Genomic DNA, 17,010 nt, shown 5'->3' on the forward strand with positions numbered 1-17,010 from the left:
CCAAATGAAAAAATGGATTCCAATTGCTTCCGGCCTTGTTGCCGGCTTTGTGGCAGCTACCATCTCCTTCGCCGACCTTTCATCAAGTCCAAAAACAACGGAAGCGGCAAATAGCAGCACAAAGAGCAATGCAGAGAAGGTGTATGTCCCATTTGGGCAAAAAGATGATTATTACCTGATTGATTCCGGCGGTCACTCTGGACAACTGTTTGTTTATGGTGTTCCATCGATGCGGGAAATTCGAACGATTCCGGTTTTCTCGCCTGATTCGGCAACAGGTTATGGATTTGACAGTAGAACAAAGAAAATGCTCGGCGGATATACATGGGGTGACCTCCACCACCCAGCCCTTTCGGAAACAAATGGGGACTACGATGGTAAATTCCTATTTGCAACCGATGTAGGAAACAGTCGTGCCGCTGCAGTTGATTTAAAAACGTGGACTACAAGGGACATTATTAAAGTTCCAAATACAGCAGGTCCGCACTGTGCCGCCTTCGTAACGGAAAATACCGAGTACATGTTTTTACCAACTCGTTTTGCTGTTCCACTGGGGCAAAAATATGAATCTCTTGATGAGTATCATTCAAAATACCGTGGCGTAATGTCAGCTGTCACCTTTGACCAAAACAAAGAAAAGCTAAATATTGCTTATCAAGTTGCCCTGCCGCCATGGTCTTATGACCTTTCCGATGCCGGTAAGAAGAGCTCTAAAGATTGGGCAGTGTTGACTACTTACAATACAGAAGAATCAACAACCACGATGGAAATCAACGCGTCCCAAGCAGACCGCGACTATATTGTTCTTTTTAACTGGAAAGAGCTTGCGAAAATGGTCAAAGAAGGCAAATACACAGATGTGAACGGGCAAAAGATGATTTTCCCGGAAAAACAAAAAGGCGGAATCTATTTAATTCCTGTTGCTAAGTCGCCACACGGTGTGGATGTAACTCCGGACGGAAAATATTTCATTGCTTCTGGAAAACTAGCACCTGCGATGACTGTCTTCTCATTTGAAAAGGCATTTAAGGCAGTTGAAAACAAGGATTTCTCTGGTGAAAGAAACGGCATTCCTATTCTAAACTATAAATCGGTTATGGAACGTGAAGTGAACCCAGAAAATGCACTTGGACCGCTTCATACTCAGTTTGATAATAAGGGTATGGCCTATACAACCATGTTTATCTCTTCTGAAATCGTAAAATGGAATCCTAAGACGGGTGAAACATTAGACCGCGTACCAGTCCAGTATTCTCCGGGACACTCTGTTGCGGCTGAAGGTGACACCGTTGCACCTGATGGAAAATGGCTTGTCGCATTAAACAAATTGGCAAAGGATAACTTCTTATCTGTGGGACCTTCTCACCCTGAAACGATGCAGTTAATTGATATCAGCGGCAAGATGAATGTAGTGGATACCGTTCCGGTTAACCCTGAACCGCACTATGCACAAATGATTAAGGCAGACAAAATTAAGTCGATCAATGTTTATCCGAAAGATACAAAAAATCCGGATGCCGTATACAAAAAATCGGATGCACGGATTGTTCGTAAAGGCAATGAAGTCCACGTATATGGAATTGCCATGCGCTCAAGATTTATCTTTGACGCAAAAGCAAAACGTCCTGACGTGATTGAGGTTAATCAGGGAGATCATGTGTTTATTCACTTAACCGATATTGACTTTGATGAGGACATTACTCATGGATTCGCCATCAATGACTACAACTTAAACATGGAAGTTCAGCCTGGTGAAACGAATACGTTAGAGTTTACAGCTGATAAAGCCGGTACCTTCCCGCTTTATTGCACAAACTTCTGCTCTGCGCTGCATCAGGAAATGAATGGCTATTTCCTTGTGAAGCCTAAAAAATAAAAGGTTGGTGACGGGTATCAATTCAACCATTGATACCCTCATCCATTTCTGTGCTTTCAACAAATTTTTGTGTCTAGCTGCAGCGCCAAGCCCCTCGATGGTCTAAAGCCAATCCGTCATGAAGGTTAAAGAACAACCTTCCTGCCGGCTCGTCTTATGCTTGTCGGGGCTGAGACTGGCGCTTCCGCTTTTCCGTTAGGAGTGGTTAACTTGAATGATAGTACAGGTAATAAATTATCAATCACGTCTTCATTATTGATTGCTTTAGCCGCTGTATTATTTGTTGTCTCCATCTTTTTTCCATGGTGGAAGATGGTGTTTTGGGCTCCACAATATCCTGAAGGATTAAACATTATCGTTTATCCGAACAAGCTTGATGGACAAATTGATATTGTGAATGGGTTGAACCACTATATTGGAATGAGAAACTTCAGTGAAAAAAACTTCCCTGAGCTTTCCTATCTCTCCTATCTTGTATGGGGGCTAGCGGCTATCACCCTTTTAACTGCGATCCTAAGAAAAAAAATTGTTCTTTATATATTGATTGGTGTCATTGTGATTGGCGGCATTCTTGGTGTCCTAGACCTTCATAATGCACTGCATGATTTCGGTACCAACCTAAGCCCGCATGCACCAATTAAAATTGCTCCATTCGTACCACCGATTATTGGGAAAAACCAGGTAGCAAACTTTATTACCCACAGCCTGCTTGGACCGGGTACTTATTTCTTATTAGCAGCCTTTGTGTTATTACTCATTCCGCTATGGAAGGATCGAAAAAGAAAATGAAAAAATTGACGCTCTTTCTTTTCGTTTTTTCTCTCTTTTTCTAATAAAACCTGAGAAAAATATGGCAGCCGAAAGCTTGCAAGCCTTGATCGACTCCGCGAAAGAGGGAGCGGTGCTAAAGCTTGAAAATCAAACCTATGAAGGCAATATCGTCATCGATAAGCCCCTTACATTGATTGGCTCAAAGCACACTGTGATCAAGGGAGACGGAAGCGGAAATGTCATTTCCATCAAGGCACCGCGTGTTTCGCTAAGCCATCTAACCGTGACAGATAGCAGCATGAACCGTAATTCTGCGGAGGAATACGCAGCCATTAAGATTTACAGTAATCATAATCTTGTCGAGCACATTACCATCAGCCGTTCCTTTCACGGTATTTATTTAAGCAAGGCCCACTATAATACCATTCGAGATAATCATATTAAAGGGATGGGCAAGGGTGAAATTGCCGCCCAGGGCAATGGGCTCCATGTTTATTACGCACATGATAACCTGCTGATCGCGAACACCATCGAAGGCACGCGTGACGGGATGTTCTTCGATTATGCGCACAAAAATAGAAGCATTGCCAATAAAATCAGCCATACCCGCTACGGATTGCATTACATGTATTCTGACAAAAATGTTTTTAAAAATAATATTTTCACGATGAATCAGGGCGGGGCTGCTGTTATGAATTCAAACCATCTCACATTGGATGGAAACCAATTTATCGTAAACTATGGAAATCAATCGTTCGGCTTGATGCTGCTTCAAGCAAATGATAACAAAATTGAAAATAATACCTTTTACATGAACCAACGGGGTTTATATATAGATCAAGCAACCCGAAATGTATTTCGGAACAACCACATTATTCAAAATCAAATCGGGATTGAGCTTTGGGCCAGTTCCAATGATCAGACCTTTACGTTAAACCGAATTACTGATAACACGATTCCCGCTGTTACCCTTGGCGGTACGGGGGAAAACAATTCCTGGAGCATGGATGGCAAAGGAAATGACTGGGGCTCAGCTTTTCCGGTTACCGATTTAAATCAGGACCGAATTGGCGACTTTCCGGTAACCTATCATTCTTCCCTCCACCAACTGATTGAGGACCAGGAATTAACGAATTTATTTTTAAAGAGCCCGGCGATTAAAATCTATGAAAAATTGAATGCCTCGCTGTCAGGGGAAGCATTGATGTTTCGTGATTCACACCCATTAGTTGGGAGTGCAAAAGGCAGCCACACAAAAATTTGGTTAATCGCCTTTGCTTTACTTGTTTTATGGCTGCTTATAAAGGGGAGAAAACGACTATGCATTACATTTGGAAGGAATGGAAGGAAAATATAAGAGGAAAAGGGCTCTGGCTCGCGCTTAGTATTATCGTACTGATTTCAATCAGCATTTTGTTTCGTTCCACTGCCCTTTCCTACGATAATGGCTTTTATGTTTTAATCATCAACCTGTTTGATACGATTATTTACTTTATTCCGATTCTCTGCTTGTTTATCGGTGCCTTTTCAATCTTTCAGGAAAAAGAACAAAAAACACTCATCATGCTACTGACAAAAAAGGAACATTACGCAAGCTTTTTGATGAAAAAAAGCATCGGAATTTATGGGGTCGTTCTTGCTCCCCTACTAGTATGGTTTTTCATCTACTTACTTTTATTGAAATTTAATTTCCAGCTTGATTTTAAAGGGTATTTTATTTTTATACTAGCAATTGTTTGTATGGCACTCGTCTTTCTGCAAATAGGGGCAGCGATTGGAAGCTTTAGCCGCTCAAGAATGCAAATTATCGGCTATACGATCTTTATCTGGTTTTACTTTTTCTTCTTGCATGATTTTATTCTTTTATCGTTTCTTCCAGACGTATCCCATGAAAATGTAAAACTCTTTTCGGCTGTCTACTTTTTAAATCCTTTGCAAGCGATAAGGATGTTTATCGAAACGGGAACAGGGGTATATTCCTTTGGCCATATGTCAAGACTACTGCAGGCCTTCATGTGGACAAAGCCGGGCTTTTTCCTTCTCGGAAATCTCGTATTCTGGCTTGCACTTTCATCAATAACGGCTGTTATTTTCCATCGCAAGGAGGGTTATGAATGATTTCTGTTACGAATTTAAAACAATCCTTCGGGAAAAAAATGGTCCTGGATTCAGTTGCTCTTGAAATCCATGAGCGGGAAGTCTGTGCCCTTGTCGGACGAAATGGTGCAGGAAAATCAACGTTAATCAACAGTTTGCTAGGTCTGTTCCCGGTGAAACAGGGCTCGATTAAAATAAATGGAATGGAAGTATCCAAGAAAAATAACGAATGGAAAAAAGCGATTGCTTATCTTCCGGAAAAATTCATGCTCTATCCGATGCTAACCGGATTGGAAAACATGAGATTTTTCGCCGAAGCCGTTTCTGGAAAAGCTGATACGATACGAATCGAGGAAGTGCTGCGGTCGGTTAGTCTGTGGGACGACCGCGATATCCAGGTGAAACAATATTCAAAAGGGATGCTCCAGCGTTTGGGACTAGCGGTCACGCTATATCAGGATTCCAGCCTGCTCATCCTTGATGAGCCTACAAGCGGGATTGACCCAATGGGAAGAAAGGAAATTTTAAAAGTGCTGGAAAAGCTTCCTGATAAAACCATCCTGCTCTCCTCGCACCACCTGGATGAAATCAAACAGATTTGCACTCATGTTGCTTATTTAAACAATGGAAAAATAGAAAAATACACTGTTAAGGAATTTTTACAAACACAAAACTTAGGAGGAATGGGATCATGATAAAGCGGATCATGCTCGCTTTGGTTCTACTGGCTGCACTGCTTGCGGGCTGCAGCTCCGGCCCTGATTATGAGATTGATAGTACAAAACCGCTTTATTTCCAAAAGGACAAAGCGATGCCATTTGAAATTAAAGTATTGGAAAACAAAAATTCGGTTAAAGGACTAAAAGTAACGGTTGAATTATCGATGGCCAATATGGACCATGGCAGCTATAAAGCAAAACTGACAGAGGGTAAAGCAGGTACTTATGCTGGAAATATTCAGCTGGAAATGCCCGGGAAATATGAAGCCGCGTTTACGTTAGAAAAAGGCGGCGAGAAAACCGAGAAGATCATCAACCTCGATGTGAAGAAACCTCAGGGTGTTGCCTCCATTAATGGTAAATGGATTACAAATGACGATTTAGCTTTTTACCGATTTATAAACCAGCTTCAACTCGAGATTAATCGTGAGTCAGCAAAGAAACAATATAGCGGACAGCAACTAGAGGAGGAGCTTACCTACCTGAAATCCAGGAAAAAATACTTGATGATAAGAACCAGCTTTTAACCCAAATCATCCGCATGCGATCAATGGCGATGCTGGCTGAAGAAAAAGGCCATAAAGCTGACCCTGCCAACGTAGAGCAGCAAATCCAAAAGGTTCGAAATCAATACAGCCAATACACATCTGCTAAAAAGTTAATCAAAGAGTATGGCGAGGAGAAATTTTGGGCCAAGGAGCGCAAGCAATATCAATCGATCGTCCTCATCCAGCAAGTACAGAAGGACTTAATTGCTCAGGCGAAAAAGGATAACCCAAAAGCCGGTGACCAGGAAGTTTACTACGAGGCCCAGCAAAAATACGAAGACCTCCTCGTTTCCCAAGTTAACTCACTAAAAATTATAATTTTATAAAATTCCAAGGTATCATGTCCGCATGATGCCTTTTACATTGTTACCTATTTCACACGGTGCCTGGCACCTTTGTGAAATTGTGAATCTACCTTTTAGTTTTTCACATTTGTCGATTTTCCTCCAAATTTGTGAGTGATTACTCACTTTACATTTTTATAGCGAGAGCATATTCTATAAATGAGTGATTACTCACTTCTAAAGGAGGAGTACAAATGACAGCCTCAATTGTTGTGAATGGAGTCAGCAAAAGCTTTGGAAAAAAACAAGTCTTAATCGATGTAAGCTTAACCATTGAACCAGGCCAAATATACGGCTTAATCGGCCCTTCAGGATCGGGAAAAACCACTTTAGTAAAGATGATTGTTGGCATGGATAGTCCAACACAAGGAAATATCCGTGTATTGGGCACTCCGGTTCCCAGTCTCACACTCTTGCAGAAAATCGGTTATATGGCTCAAGCGGATGCCCTCTACAACGACCTGACTGGTGAAGAAAATCTAGCCTTTTTTGCCGCTCTCTTTAAAGTAAAAAAGCGAGAACAAAAAAAGCGGATTGCTTATGCAGCCGATCTAGTCAATCTTACAGCAGATTTAAAAAAGAAGGTCCATGCGTATTCAGGGGGAATGAAACGCCGCCTTTCACTTGCCGTGGCCTTGATTCAAGACCCAGATGTCCTGATTTTGGATGAACCAACCGTTGGAATTGACCCCGAATTGCGCTTGTCAATTTGGTCTGAACTTTACCGTTTAAAGGACGCCGGCAAGACCATTTTAGTCACAACCCATGTCATGGATGAAGCTGAAAAATGCGACCATCTGGCCATGGTCCGTGATGGAGAAATCCTTACCAGCGGCTCACCGAAGGAATTGAAGGAACAATACGGGATTACCAGTTTAGAAGAAGTATTTTTAAAGGCAGGGGGTAAAAAATCATGAGAGTTACAGCCCTCGTAAAACGGATTTTCCGGCAGATGCTCCGTGACAAACGGGCACTGGCATTAATGATGGTGGCCCCTTTATTAATCATGACCCTCCTCCATTATTTATTTAACGGAAACACGGTAAAGCCCCTGGTCGGTATAACAGGCGCAGACGCTTCCTTAGTAAAGCAATTAAAAAGTAAGGACCTTATCGTCAAACAATATGATCACGTGAATAATCCAAAGGACACGGTCATCGAGGATGATTTAGATGCCCTGCTGCAGCTCAAGGATGAAGAGTTCAATCTCACGCTTAAAAACGATGACCCTTCTGCAGCAAAACCGCTGCAAATAAAAATTCAGCAATCCATCGCTGCTGAAAATGCCAAAAAACAGACCAAAAAACTGAAAACATTTATCAAAACTGTCCAAAGTAAGCTTCCGGGTGTGCCAATCAAACTAGATTCGGCGAAGGCCCCGACTATCCAGACAGATTATGTATATGGCAGTAAGAATGCGACCTTTTTTGATAAACTCGGAGCGATTTTTGTCGGCTTCTTTGTCTTCTTTTTTGTCTTTCTGATTTCCGGGATTGCCCTGTTAAAGGAAAGAACCACCGGGACATTGGACCGGCTTATGGCCACTCCGATTCAAAGAAGAGATATCGTATTTGGCTATTTACTCGGATACGGAATCTTTGCCGTTATTCAAACGGTCATTGTTGTCTTTTTTGCCGTTAAAGTTTTAGATATCATGTTGGTTGGCTCCATTTGGAATGTGATTCTCATTAATTTAACATTAGCCCTGGTCGCCTTGTCGCTTGGGATTTTATTATCTGCCTTTGCCAATTCTGAATTCCAGATGATGCAATTTATCCCGATTGTCATCGTTCCGCAAATCTTTTTTGCCGGTATTTTTCCGGTTGAGGGGATGGCAGACTGGCTGCAGGTCATTGCCAGGTGCATGCCCATGTACTATGGAGGCGATGCTTTGCAAGGCGTAATGTATCGAGGGGAAGGACTTAGAAACATTAGCGGCGACCTCTTCGTCTTACTCGGATTCGCCCTTGTCTTTATTGTCTTGAATGTATTTGCCTTGAAAAAATATCGAAAAATATAACAGTCTATAAATCCGAAGGGAGTCTCCTATGTCAGAGGAAGAAGAGTTAATCCAGCAGCTGTTTGCTGAAGAAGATGAACTAACCGATAAGCAAAAGAAGATTCTCATCGCAGCAATTGAATCTTTTTCGGAAAAAGGCTATGCCGGTACTTCGACAAATGAAATTGCTAAAAAGGCGGGTGTTGCCGAGGGCACCATCTTCCGCCATTATAAAACAAAAAAGGACCTGCTCATGTCCATCGTCGCCCCGATGATGGCAAAATTGATTGGCCCCTTCATCATCAATGATTTAAATAAGGTTTTAGACCGTGAGTTTGACCACGTTGAGGATTTTATCAGAGCCATGATGGAGAACCGCCGTGAATTTTTAAAAAAGCATATCTCTATTTTAAAAATCATGCTCCAGGAAATTCCCTTTCAGCCGGAATTAAGGGAGCAATTTTTCGAGCATGTGGCGAAAAAAACGTTTGACCGATTCGTTAATGTCATTCAACACTACCAAGCCAAGGGGCAAATGATTGAAATGCCACCGGAAAGTGCTGCTAGGCTTGCCATTACCACCATTTTCGGCTCATTGATGGCTCAATACTTACTTTTCCCCCATGCTGAGTGGGATGATGAAGTCGAGACGGAACGAATTATCCAATTTATTATGCACGGACTGGGAACAACAAAGGCACGCTGACTCAGCGTGCCTTTCTTTTTACTCTTCAGGTGCATTCAAGATTTTGATTGTTTTAAAACCGAGATTGATTTTGTAATTTAAATTCCAGCTCCCGCCCAGAATTTCAATCTCACTTTCCTGGAGGGAGAAGCGAAGAACTACGTCATGGTCTTCATCGATGATCACGTAAGCATTTTTATTCGAAAAAATTTGATACGATGGGTGCGAAATAATGGTCCAGCCATGTGATAATTTATTGCTTTTTGTACTCATCCTTACCCTGCCTTTTTGGTAAATTATATAACAAAGCTTGCGCCTTGTTAACACAGTCCAATTGTTTATTTTAAATTGCTAATCCGAACACGATAGAGTTAATCGCCGTTTTGTACGCGATTTCCCCCTGCCGTTGCTGTTATTGCTTACATCCCTTTATATATACTTACTCCCTTCACGGACACTTAGTGGAGCCAGCTTGCGGCTTTCAATAAACTTTCTTACCGATTCTGGATTGGTTTTCGAATATTCGCGTAGGGCCCAGCCAATTGCCTTTTGGATAAAAAACTCCTTGCTGTCGGCGTTTCTTCTTATGTATTCGTAGAGAATTTCTTCCCTTGTTTCTTTTTTGTATTTCAATTGAAAAAGAATCGAGGCCCTGCGCAGCCACATATTTTCATGTACAGTCCAGCTTTCAATCGTTTCACCCATTACCTCTGGAAACTTTTGAGCAATCGTACCAACCGGCTTTGGTGCCAATGCATCAACCGAATCCCACCAAGATTTAGTAGTAATCAGCCCCTCCAAAAAAGCCAAATCCTCCTTTTGCAGTTTCTTTTGTAATTTTTCGAGATACCCTAATGCCGTATATTGATACTCTCTTTCTGTTTTTTCCCAAAGCTCAAGGACAAAACCAGGATGAAACGGTTTTTTTAAAATTCCTGTTTCATTGAAAAATTGTTTTTCAAGCTCTCTTCTTTGCGGTGTTTTAATTCCGAGAAAGGGAAAATGATTCTTCAAGTATTTTTCCATCGGTTTGGCATTTGCTTCATTGCGGCTTTTTTCAAATAGATTGGTTAATAACGCGACTTCATCGCTCAAATTTCTCATCCCCCGGCATTGATCTTTCTATCATTCTAAAATAGTTAGTCTAGTTATTGCCACTATTAGGAAGAAACAATCTTGCGCATAAACAATTGATCACATGCCAAACTATAGATTATGAATAGGAAAGGAGCTTAACTATGACAAAGAAATATAACAAAGGCAGCGGCAATCAAAATTCTCCACAGGATGGGCATGCAGAAGCGGAATTCGCCAGTGAATTTGTCAGCGGAGATAACAGCAAGGGCAACAAAAAGAACGTAAAAAGCCAGCAAAGTAAAACCAATCCCCATCAATAAAAAGCCAGGCGGTCACCGCCTGGCTTACTGTTTTGAGGAGTTATATTGATGTTTTTTTCTGATTTACTAACCTTTTTCATTTTCTTATGCATTAACTTCAGCCAAGTCCCCCAACTCATTGATCTTCTCACGAATTTCACTTTGGATTTTTTCTACTACTGTAAAATCCATAGCGGAAACATAGATTTCCTCAAGCTCATCATGCAAATCCTTTGCCTTTGCAAGATAGGAGGTAGCCTCTGTCATTTTTGTTTTATATTTCCCGGAAATTTCAGTGATAAAATCTGCGTAAATTTCATCTGTTCCAGGTTCAATTAAAAGTTCGTACATATCAATAATTTCATCGCCATCGCGGCTTGGGAAATATTCATGCGGGGCGGTGCTATCAAAGATGGCAATCCCAAGCTCCCTTAAAATGACCATATCCAGACTATTCGGATCAAAACCACAGTGATAAACTTCGGCATCGACCCCTCTTTCTTCTGCCGCTGCTGCAAGCTTCTTCAGCATCGTTGATTTTCCGGAACCGGGCCGGCCTTTGATAAAATAACGTTTCGTAATCTCTTCGGTTAAATTCGGTACAAAATCAACAGCACCCATTGGTGTGGCTGCTCCTAAAAAGCGATGGCGAATATCGGACTTTTTATTCAATTTCATTTTTCCAAAGAAATTTTCAATGAGTTTATTGGTTAATTGATCCGCCTTTTTAAAATCCATACTTCCGATGTAAATTTTCTCCCAATCATCATGAATGTCCAATGCTTCGTTAAACGTAGCGTAGGCCGTTTGGAAGGATTCACTGATTTGATTGGTCAGGCGTTGAATTTTATTTTTATGAAAGCGGAGTTTTTGGGAATTCCATGCTTCTCCAAGATTAATATACTCTTCTACTGCCCCCGGTGCCTGCGGTTCAATGACATGCGGAGCCGTTCCATCGACAATTCCCACTTTTAAGGCTGGAATAATTACACCGTCGATCGAGTTGTTATCAGAGGAGCAATGGAGGAATTCAATATTATAGCCTTTTTCCAGCCATTCATTGCCTATTTTTTTCATTAAAGAGGATTTTCCTGTTCCTGGCCCTCCTTTTAAAATAAATAAGCGATCAAGCCCCTGGAGGTTGGAATCATAAAGACTGTGAAATCCTCTTGCTGTATTGCCACCGGCGAAATAATTTTTAACTTTCCCTACCACTTAACAACACTCCCTTTATCAGCCAATAGGAAAGCTTACCTCCTATCCGGCATTAAGTGCAACTTCGCCCCATGAACTGCCTTACGGATTTGTAGTCGGCGAGGTTTCTTTCTGACATTTTCACCTTATCATATGCGTGTGTCTTTTATAGGTGAATGCCTATTGGAAGTGAGGAGATTAAAATTTGATTAAAACCTATGTTTGGTTTATTTTAAGAGATCGGCAAATTCGGCCTTGGCCGTTTCATGTAAATGCTCGGGCTTTAATACAATTTGTACGCCAATTTTCCCAGCGCTGACGACCATTACTTCAAGCTGTTTTGCGGCCACTGCTATAAAGGTTTTATATTCCTTTTTCATTCCAATCGGTGAGCAGCCGCCGCGGATGTAACCTGTCCATTTTTGGATATCCTTTACCGGAATCATTTCAATCTTTTTTTCACCGGAAACCTTTGCAGCTTTTTTTAGATCCAATTCTGCCTCAACGGGAATGACAAAGACATAGATGTTTTTCGATGCCCCATGGGCAACGAGGGTTTTGTATACTTCTTCAGGATCTCTGCCGATTTTATGGGCAACCGAAACCCCATCGATTTTTCCGTCCTTGTTATCGTATGTATGCATGTCATACGGAATCTTCTTTGCATCAAGAATCCGCATTGCGTTTGTTTTTATCTGTGCCATTTTCCATCATCCTTAAAAGGAACTTTTTTATTGCCATTATACCAAATATAGATGGCCCTGCTCACACAATGCTCCAAAAACTGTCACCTGATTGTCACTCTCTAAAACAATGGATGTAGTAAACTGAAGTAAATTAGAAAACTTCCAAGATTCCTGCAAACAATTTGGATTGAGGGTGGTTGGTTTGAAATACGATTTGGTTCTTTTACATGCACCTAGTGTCTATGATTTTCGGGAAAATGCCTTACTTGCTGGACCCATTAGTGATGTTGTTCCGTCAACACCGGTTTTCGAAATGTATCCAATCGGGTTAACAAGTATCGCCGATTATTTAGAACGATATGGATTTAAAGTCCGAATTATTAATATTGCCAATCGGATGCTGATGAATCCGAGCTTTAATGTTGAAAAAAAATTACGCAGCCTGAACACAAGAGCGTTTGGTATTGACCTGCATTGGCTGCCCCATGCTCATGGAAGCATTGAACTCGCCAAAGTAGTGAAACAACTCCATCCAGATACCCCTATCATTTTCGGCGGGTTATCTGCCACCTACTACCACAAAGAATTAATTGAATATCCATTTATTGATTTCGTGATGCGCGGGGATTCGACTGAAAAGCTGATGCTCCTCCTAATGAATAAACTCGTGGCAGGGAACACCCATTACGCAGACATCCCAAACCTTACTTGGAAAAGAGACAACCAAAAGGGCTTTAATCCGATTACGTATGTACCAAAGGATTTAGATGAGTTTGATGTCCCAGGCTATCGCTACACGATTCGTTCCGTTTTTAAATACCGTAACTTTATGGACCCGCTTCCCTATAATGGCTGGCTGCAATACCCCAATACGGCTTTGCTTACAGCGCGGGGCTGCACGCAAAATTGCCTGATTTGCGGTGGATCCCGGGATGCCTACAATGAAAATTGTAAGCGCAGCCATCTTGCACTTAGGTCTCCCGCTAAGCTGGTCGAAGACATTCAATTTATTCAACGTTTCAGCCGGGCGCCCATTTTTATTCTGCACGATATCCGCCAGGGCGGAGATGACTATGTTAAAGAATTCCTACGCCTTCTGAAAAACATCCATCTAAAAAATGAAATTGTTTTTGAATTATTCCAATATGCCGATGAACACTTTTTCCAAAAGCTACAGAAAAGTGTCCCGAAATACAGTATTGAAATTACCCTTGAAACCTTTGATGAAAATCTAAGACGGAACAATGGAAAGTTTAGCTGTACAAATCAGAAGGTTATCGACACATTAAATTTTGCCTTAAAGCATGGCTGTAAGAAAATTGATTTGTTTTTCATGGTAGGGATACCGTGGCAGACGTATGAAAGCGCCTTAAAAAACATATCGTTTTGCAAGCAAATTCATCTTGCCTGCGGGCGAGACCCAAGGCTGTTTTATTTTGTAGCACCGCTGGCTCCCTTTTTAGACCCGGCAAGTCCTGCTTTTGAGCATCCAGAAAGGTACGGTTACAAAAAGCTCTGTCATACGCTTGAGGACCACCGCAAGGCGATCACTCAGCCATCATGGAAGCATATGCTGAGCTATGAGACTACTGAGATGACGAGGGATGACATCGTTGCCGCAACGTACGCTGCAGCTCACCAACTCAATGAGTTTAAATTAAAATATGCTCTAATTGACGGAGCAGCCTATTGTGATATTAAGCGGAAAATTGTGCAATCTTTAAATTATATTGAAAAAATTGATCAAATCCTTAAACTGCCTGATGAGCTGCAAGCAGCAGAGTTTGCAAAACTAAAAAAAGAAATAGAGGAATTAAACCATTATAGTATTTGCGGAAAGAATGAATTGAAATGGGAAGTCCAAAAGAATTATGCCAATATTTTTTCACTTGTCTCTGTCGGAATCGAGCAGCTGTGTGAGGATTATGCAATTAAAATCAGACATCAATTGAGCCCGAAACTAAGGGAGCAAGTGAATCTGGATTTATAATAGACTGTGTTAAACTTGGTTGTTGATTTCCGCTCCAGGATGCTCGCTTTCCGCGGGGCGGGCGGTGAGCATCCTCGGCGCTGAAAGCGCCTGTGGGGTCTCACCTGTCCCGCTGCTCCCGCAGGACATTGAATTACATCCTCGAATCCGCCCACGCACGAAGAAAATGCGTTAGCATTTTCGAGGAGTCTCGCACCTTCCTCTCCAATCAACATTGTTCTTTAACAAAGCCTTATAATAAAGAAAAGGTACTGGGGTTTCCCCAATACCTTTTCTAATGCCCCCCAAGGTAGGCTGATTTAATTTGATCACTTGCCGTGAGTTCTTCTGCAGAACCTGATGCAACAATTTTCCCTGTTTCAATGACATAGGCACGGTCAGCGATTGATAAGGCCATATTGGCGTTTTGTTCAATCAAGAGAATCGTTGTGCCTGTTTTATTTATTTCCTCGATAATATTAAAAATTGTTTTAACTAAAAGCGGTGCAAGTCCCATTGATGGTTCATCCAATAACAACAGCTTTGGACGAGCCATTAATGCACGCCCCATTGCGAGCATTTGCTGCTCCCCGCCGGATAATGTTCCAGATAATTGCTTGCGGCGCTCATGAAGGCGCGGGAACAACTGATACACCTTATCGAAGTCCTCGCGAATTCCTTGCTTATCATTTCGAAGATAGGCACCTAATTCAAGGTTTTCCTCCACTGACATATTAGCAAACACACGGCGTCCTTCCGGAACATGGGATAAACCCATTTTTACGATGGACTGGGCCACTTTACCACCAATTGGCTTTCCCTCAAATAGGATTTCACCATTCTTTGGTTTTAGTAAACCCGAGATCGTTTTTAATAGTGTACTCTTCCCAGCACCGTTCGCCCCAATCAAAGTAACAATTTCCCCCTGGTTGATTTCAAGGGAAACACCTTTTAAGGCATGAATATTACCATAGTATACATTGATATCATTAATAGTTAACATTATGAAATGACCTCCTCGCCGAGGTATGCTTTGATGACTTTTGGATTATTCCTGATTTCCTCAGGAGTTCCTTCTGCAATAAGTTGGCCGGAATCAAGTACATAGATTCGTTCACATACGCCCATGACCAGTCCCATATCGTGTTCAATTAACAAAATCGTTAAGGAGAAACGCTCACGGATTAACGCGATTAGATTCATCAATTCCTCTGTTTCCTGGGGATTCATCCCAGCTGCCGGCTCATCTAAAAGGAGCAATTTAGGGTTGGCCGCAAGGGCACGCGCAATCTCAAGGCGGCGCTGCTGACCATAAGGAAGATTTTTCGCTTTTTCATGCATAAATCCTTCCAGGTTAAAAATCTTTAAGAATTCAATCGCCTTTTCCTCCATTTCCTTCTCACCGGAAAAATGAGACGGAAGACGGAAAATTGAGCTTAACATCGAATGCTTTGCAAGCGAATGATAGGCTACCTTAACATTATCAAGCACAGATAATTCACTAAATAAACGAATATTTTGGAAGGTACGGCTGATTCCCTTTTTGGTTATTTTATAGGGCGCCAAACCATTTAATTTTTCCCCGTCTAAAGAAATACTTCCTTCTGTTGGTACATAAACCCCTGTTAGGAGGTTAAAAAAAGTTGTTTTTCCGGCGCCGTTTGGTCCAATTAATCCGACAAGCTCGCCTTGGTTTAATTCAAGGTTAACATCGGAAACAGCCTTTAAGCCGCCAAATCGGATTCCGGCATTATCTACTTTAAGCAACGGTGCGTTTGCATTCATCCTTTTACTCCTCCTTTAACGGATTTACCACCTTTAAAGAATGAGGTTATTTCTTTTGTTCCTAACAATCCTTGTGGACGGTAAAGCATCATGATCACGAGAACTAAGCTGTATACAATCATCCGAACTTCAGGGAAGCCCTGCAAGAACGTAGAGATAATCGTAAGTAAGATCGCGGCAATAACTGCTCCGGACATACTTCCTAATCCGCCAAGTACCACGAAAATCAAGATATCAAAGGATTTCAAGAAACCAAAGTTCGTTGGCTGGATAATATAGAAGTTATGTGCATACAATGCACCGGCAACCCCTGCAAAAAAAGCACCGATGGCGAATGCTGCAACCTTATAGTACGTCGTATTGATTCCCATAGCATCGGCAGCTATTTCATTTTCTCGAATGGAAATACAAGCACGTCCGTGTGTTGAATTCGTAAAGTTTACAATTACTACAATGGTTAAAATTACACAGCCTATAAGCCATGGCCATGTAGTGAAATGGGATACAGTCATCCCGCTAGCGCCGCCGACATAGTCGATATTTAACAAGACAATCCTGACAATTTCCCCAAAGCCAAGTGTCGCAATCGCTAAATAGTCTCCCTTAAGTCTTAGAGTTGGAATACCGATGATTAGACCTGTAATCGCTGCGCCAATTCCTCCCGCTAAAATGGCTACCGGGAAGGGAAGACCTAATTTCATTGTCACAATCGCTGATGCATATGCACCAACTGCCAAGAACCCGGCATGTCCAATCGAAAACTGGCCGGTAATTCCAATGATTAAGTGCAAGCTTGCTGCTAATATAATATTAATTCCAATGAAAAACAAAGTGTTTACATAAAACTGATTCAGTGTTCCACCATTAATTAAAAATTGGATTACAACTGAAAAAACAACGGCTAAAACGATTGAACTCCAGAAGCCTTTTGTATGTTTAATTGTATTCATCGCTTAGCCAC

The 17,010-nt window shown here is 41.6% G+C and carries 19 protein-coding genes; 12 read left to right on the forward strand and 7 right to left on the reverse strand.

The features are described 5' to 3' along the window. Positions 1–4: 4 nt before the first annotated feature. The 10 genes from nosZ to RCG21_RS02045 all read left to right on the forward strand — a co-directional run bounded on the left by nosZ (position 5) and on the right by RCG21_RS02045 (position 9,060). Positions 5–1,876: a Sec-dependent nitrous-oxide reductase gene (gene nosZ, locus RCG21_RS02000; protein WP_133332872.1), complete on the forward strand. Its 1,872-nt coding sequence runs from the start codon at positions 5–7 to the stop codon at positions 1,874–1,876. A gap of 210 nt (positions 1,877–2,086) precedes the next feature. Continuing rightward, positions 2,087–2,665 (forward strand): hypothetical protein, encoded by a 579-nt coding sequence (locus RCG21_RS02005; RefSeq protein WP_133332871.1) that lies wholly within the window; start codon positions 2,087–2,089, stop codon positions 2,663–2,665. Positions 2,666–2,777: 112 nt separating this feature from the next. Beyond that, the gene (gene nosD, locus RCG21_RS02010) at positions 2,778–4,004 is read left to right on the forward strand and encodes a nitrous oxide reductase family maturation protein NosD (protein ID WP_235824702.1); all 1,227 of its coding nucleotides are present in this window, start codon (positions 2,778–2,780) and stop codon (positions 4,002–4,004) included. Next, complete coding sequence (locus tag RCG21_RS02015) at positions 3,968–4,765, forward strand: ABC transporter permease (RefSeq protein ID WP_165976158.1); 798 nt, start codon at positions 3,968–3,970, stop codon at positions 4,763–4,765. The genes nosD and RCG21_RS02015 overlap by 37 nt, the downstream gene beginning before the upstream one ends. Then, positions 4,762–5,439: an ABC transporter ATP-binding protein gene (locus RCG21_RS02020; RefSeq protein ID WP_308912854.1), complete on the forward strand. Its 678-nt coding sequence runs from the start codon at positions 4,762–4,764 to the stop codon at positions 5,437–5,439. The genes RCG21_RS02015 and RCG21_RS02020 overlap by 4 nt, the downstream gene beginning before the upstream one ends. Beyond that, entirely contained in the window at positions 5,436–5,990 is a 555-nt protein-coding gene (locus tag RCG21_RS02025; protein WP_308912855.1) for a FixH family protein, read from the forward strand. The genes RCG21_RS02020 and RCG21_RS02025 overlap by 4 nt, the downstream gene beginning before the upstream one ends. Before the next feature lie 29 nt (positions 5,991–6,019). After that, the gene (locus tag RCG21_RS02030; RefSeq protein ID WP_308912856.1) at positions 6,020–6,337 is read left to right on the forward strand and encodes a hypothetical protein; all 318 of its coding nucleotides are present in this window, start codon (positions 6,020–6,022) and stop codon (positions 6,335–6,337) included. A 212-nt stretch (positions 6,338–6,549) separates the two neighbouring features. Continuing rightward, a complete protein-coding gene (locus RCG21_RS02035; protein ID WP_308912857.1) occupies positions 6,550–7,272 on the forward strand; it encodes an ABC transporter ATP-binding protein in 723 nt (240 codons plus the stop codon). Further along, positions 7,269–8,375 carry an ABC transporter permease gene (locus RCG21_RS02040; protein WP_133332865.1) on the forward strand — a complete coding sequence of 369 codons (1,107 nt, stop codon included), beginning with the start codon at positions 7,269–7,271 and terminating at the stop codon, positions 8,373–8,375. The genes RCG21_RS02035 and RCG21_RS02040 overlap by 4 nt, the downstream gene beginning before the upstream one ends. Before the next feature lie 28 nt (positions 8,376–8,403). Beyond that, on the forward strand, positions 8,404–9,060 hold the full coding sequence (locus RCG21_RS02045) for a TetR/AcrR family transcriptional regulator (protein ID WP_133332864.1): 657 nt from the start codon (positions 8,404–8,406) through the stop codon (positions 9,058–9,060). An 18-nt stretch (positions 9,061–9,078) separates the two neighbouring features. On the opposite strand, the gene RCG21_RS02050 is transcribed toward RCG21_RS02045, so the two are convergent. Together RCG21_RS02050 and RCG21_RS02055 are read right to left on the reverse strand one after the other, a co-directional pair. Continuing rightward, positions 9,079–9,312, reverse strand: a complete 234-nt coding sequence (locus RCG21_RS02050; RefSeq protein WP_133332863.1) for a hypothetical protein — start codon at positions 9,310–9,312, stop codon at positions 9,079–9,081. 156 nt (positions 9,313–9,468) lie between these two features. Then, positions 9,469–10,143, reverse strand: a complete 675-nt coding sequence (locus RCG21_RS02055; protein WP_133332862.1) for a DNA alkylation repair protein — start codon at positions 10,141–10,143, stop codon at positions 9,469–9,471. A gap of 134 nt (positions 10,144–10,277) precedes the next feature. On the opposite strand from RCG21_RS02055, the gene RCG21_RS02060 reads away from it, so the two are divergent. Next, positions 10,278–10,436 (forward strand): hypothetical protein, encoded by a 159-nt coding sequence (locus tag RCG21_RS02060; protein WP_165976157.1) that lies wholly within the window; start codon positions 10,278–10,280, stop codon positions 10,434–10,436. An 84-nt stretch (positions 10,437–10,520) separates the two neighbouring features. Here the strand turns inward: RCG21_RS02060 and RCG21_RS02065 are convergent, their stop codons facing one another. Next, positions 10,521–11,630 (reverse strand): PRK06851 family protein, encoded by a 1,110-nt coding sequence (locus RCG21_RS02065; protein WP_133332861.1) that lies wholly within the window; start codon positions 11,628–11,630, stop codon positions 10,521–10,523. A 206-nt stretch (positions 11,631–11,836) separates the two neighbouring features. Continuing rightward, the gene (gene ybaK / locus RCG21_RS02070) at positions 11,837–12,313 is read right to left on the reverse strand and encodes a Cys-tRNA(Pro) deacylase (protein WP_133332860.1); all 477 of its coding nucleotides are present in this window, start codon (positions 12,311–12,313) and stop codon (positions 11,837–11,839) included. A 184-nt stretch (positions 12,314–12,497) separates the two neighbouring features. On the opposite strand from ybaK, the gene RCG21_RS02075 reads away from it, so the two are divergent. Continuing rightward, the gene (locus RCG21_RS02075; RefSeq protein WP_308912858.1) at positions 12,498–14,285 is read left to right on the forward strand and encodes a TIGR04190 family B12-binding domain/radical SAM domain protein; all 1,788 of its coding nucleotides are present in this window, start codon (positions 12,498–12,500) and stop codon (positions 14,283–14,285) included. A 274-nt stretch (positions 14,286–14,559) separates the two neighbouring features. On the opposite strand, the gene RCG21_RS02080 is transcribed toward RCG21_RS02075, so the two are convergent. Genes RCG21_RS02080 through RCG21_RS02090 form a run of 3 tightly spaced genes read right to left on the reverse strand, consistent with a single transcriptional unit; the run spans position 14,560 to position 16,999 of the window. Next, positions 14,560–15,267: an ABC transporter ATP-binding protein gene (locus RCG21_RS02080; RefSeq protein ID WP_133332858.1), complete on the reverse strand. Its 708-nt coding sequence runs from the start codon at positions 15,265–15,267 to the stop codon at positions 14,560–14,562. Continuing rightward, complete coding sequence (locus RCG21_RS02085; RefSeq protein WP_133332857.1) at positions 15,267–16,049, reverse strand: ABC transporter ATP-binding protein; 783 nt, start codon at positions 16,047–16,049, stop codon at positions 15,267–15,269. Before RCG21_RS02085 ends, RCG21_RS02080 begins: the two co-directional genes overlap by 1 nt. After that, positions 16,046–16,999: a branched-chain amino acid ABC transporter permease gene (locus RCG21_RS02090; RefSeq protein WP_133332856.1), complete on the reverse strand. Its 954-nt coding sequence runs from the start codon at positions 16,997–16,999 to the stop codon at positions 16,046–16,048. The genes RCG21_RS02085 and RCG21_RS02090 overlap by 4 nt, the downstream gene beginning before the upstream one ends. Between the last annotated feature and the right edge of the window lie 11 nt (positions 17,000–17,010).

This window comes from Bacillus salipaludis (genome assembly GCF_030938565.1).
In the GTDB taxonomy this organism is placed as follows: Bacteria; Bacillota; Bacilli; order Bacillales; family Cytobacillaceae; genus Neobacillus; species Neobacillus salipaludis_A.

What these genes read in the sequence shown, in the direction of transcription:
- RCG21_RS02060 (WP_165976157.1), top strand. Translation starts at nt 10,278, where the DNA reads ATGACAAAGAAATATAACAAAGGCAGCGGCAATCAAAATTCTCCACAG.
- RCG21_RS02025 (WP_308912855.1), top strand. Translation starts at nt 5,436, where the DNA reads ATGATAAAGCGGATCATGCTCGCTTTGGTTCTACTGGCTGCACTGCTT.
- RCG21_RS02020 (WP_308912854.1), top strand. Translation starts at nt 4,762, where the DNA reads ATGATTTCTGTTACGAATTTAAAACAATCCTTCGGGAAAAAAATGGTC.
- RCG21_RS02030 (WP_308912856.1), top strand. Translation starts at nt 6,020, where the DNA reads ATGCTGGCTGAAGAAAAAGGCCATAAAGCTGACCCTGCCAACGTAGAG.
- RCG21_RS02040 (WP_133332865.1), top strand. Translation starts at nt 7,269, where the DNA reads ATGAGAGTTACAGCCCTCGTAAAACGGATTTTCCGGCAGATGCTCCGT.
- RCG21_RS02050 (WP_133332863.1), bottom strand. Translation starts at nt 9,312, where the DNA reads ATGAGTACAAAAAGCAATAAATTATCACATGGCTGGACCATTATTTCG.
- RCG21_RS02045 (WP_133332864.1), top strand. Translation starts at nt 8,404, where the DNA reads ATGTCAGAGGAAGAAGAGTTAATCCAGCAGCTGTTTGCTGAAGAAGAT.
- ybaK (WP_133332860.1), bottom strand. Translation starts at nt 12,313, where the DNA reads ATGGCACAGATAAAAACAAACGCAATGCGGATTCTTGATGCAAAGAAG.
- RCG21_RS02015 (WP_165976158.1), top strand. Translation starts at nt 3,968, where the DNA reads ATGCATTACATTTGGAAGGAATGGAAGGAAAATATAAGAGGAAAAGGG.
- RCG21_RS02080 (WP_133332858.1), bottom strand. Translation starts at nt 15,267, where the DNA reads ATGTTAACTATTAATGATATCAATGTATACTATGGTAATATTCATGCC.
- RCG21_RS02085 (WP_133332857.1), bottom strand. Translation starts at nt 16,049, where the DNA reads ATGAATGCAAACGCACCGTTGCTTAAAGTAGATAATGCCGGAATCCGA.
- RCG21_RS02090 (WP_133332856.1), bottom strand. Translation starts at nt 16,999, where the DNA reads ATGAATACAATTAAACATACAAAAGGCTTCTGGAGTTCAATCGTTTTA.
- RCG21_RS02035 (WP_308912857.1), top strand. Translation starts at nt 6,550, where the DNA reads ATGACAGCCTCAATTGTTGTGAATGGAGTCAGCAAAAGCTTTGGAAAA.
- RCG21_RS02055 (WP_133332862.1), bottom strand. Translation starts at nt 10,143, where the DNA reads ATGAGAAATTTGAGCGATGAAGTCGCGTTATTAACCAATCTATTTGAA.
- nosZ (WP_133332872.1), top strand. Translation starts at nt 5, where the DNA reads ATGAAAAAATGGATTCCAATTGCTTCCGGCCTTGTTGCCGGCTTTGTG.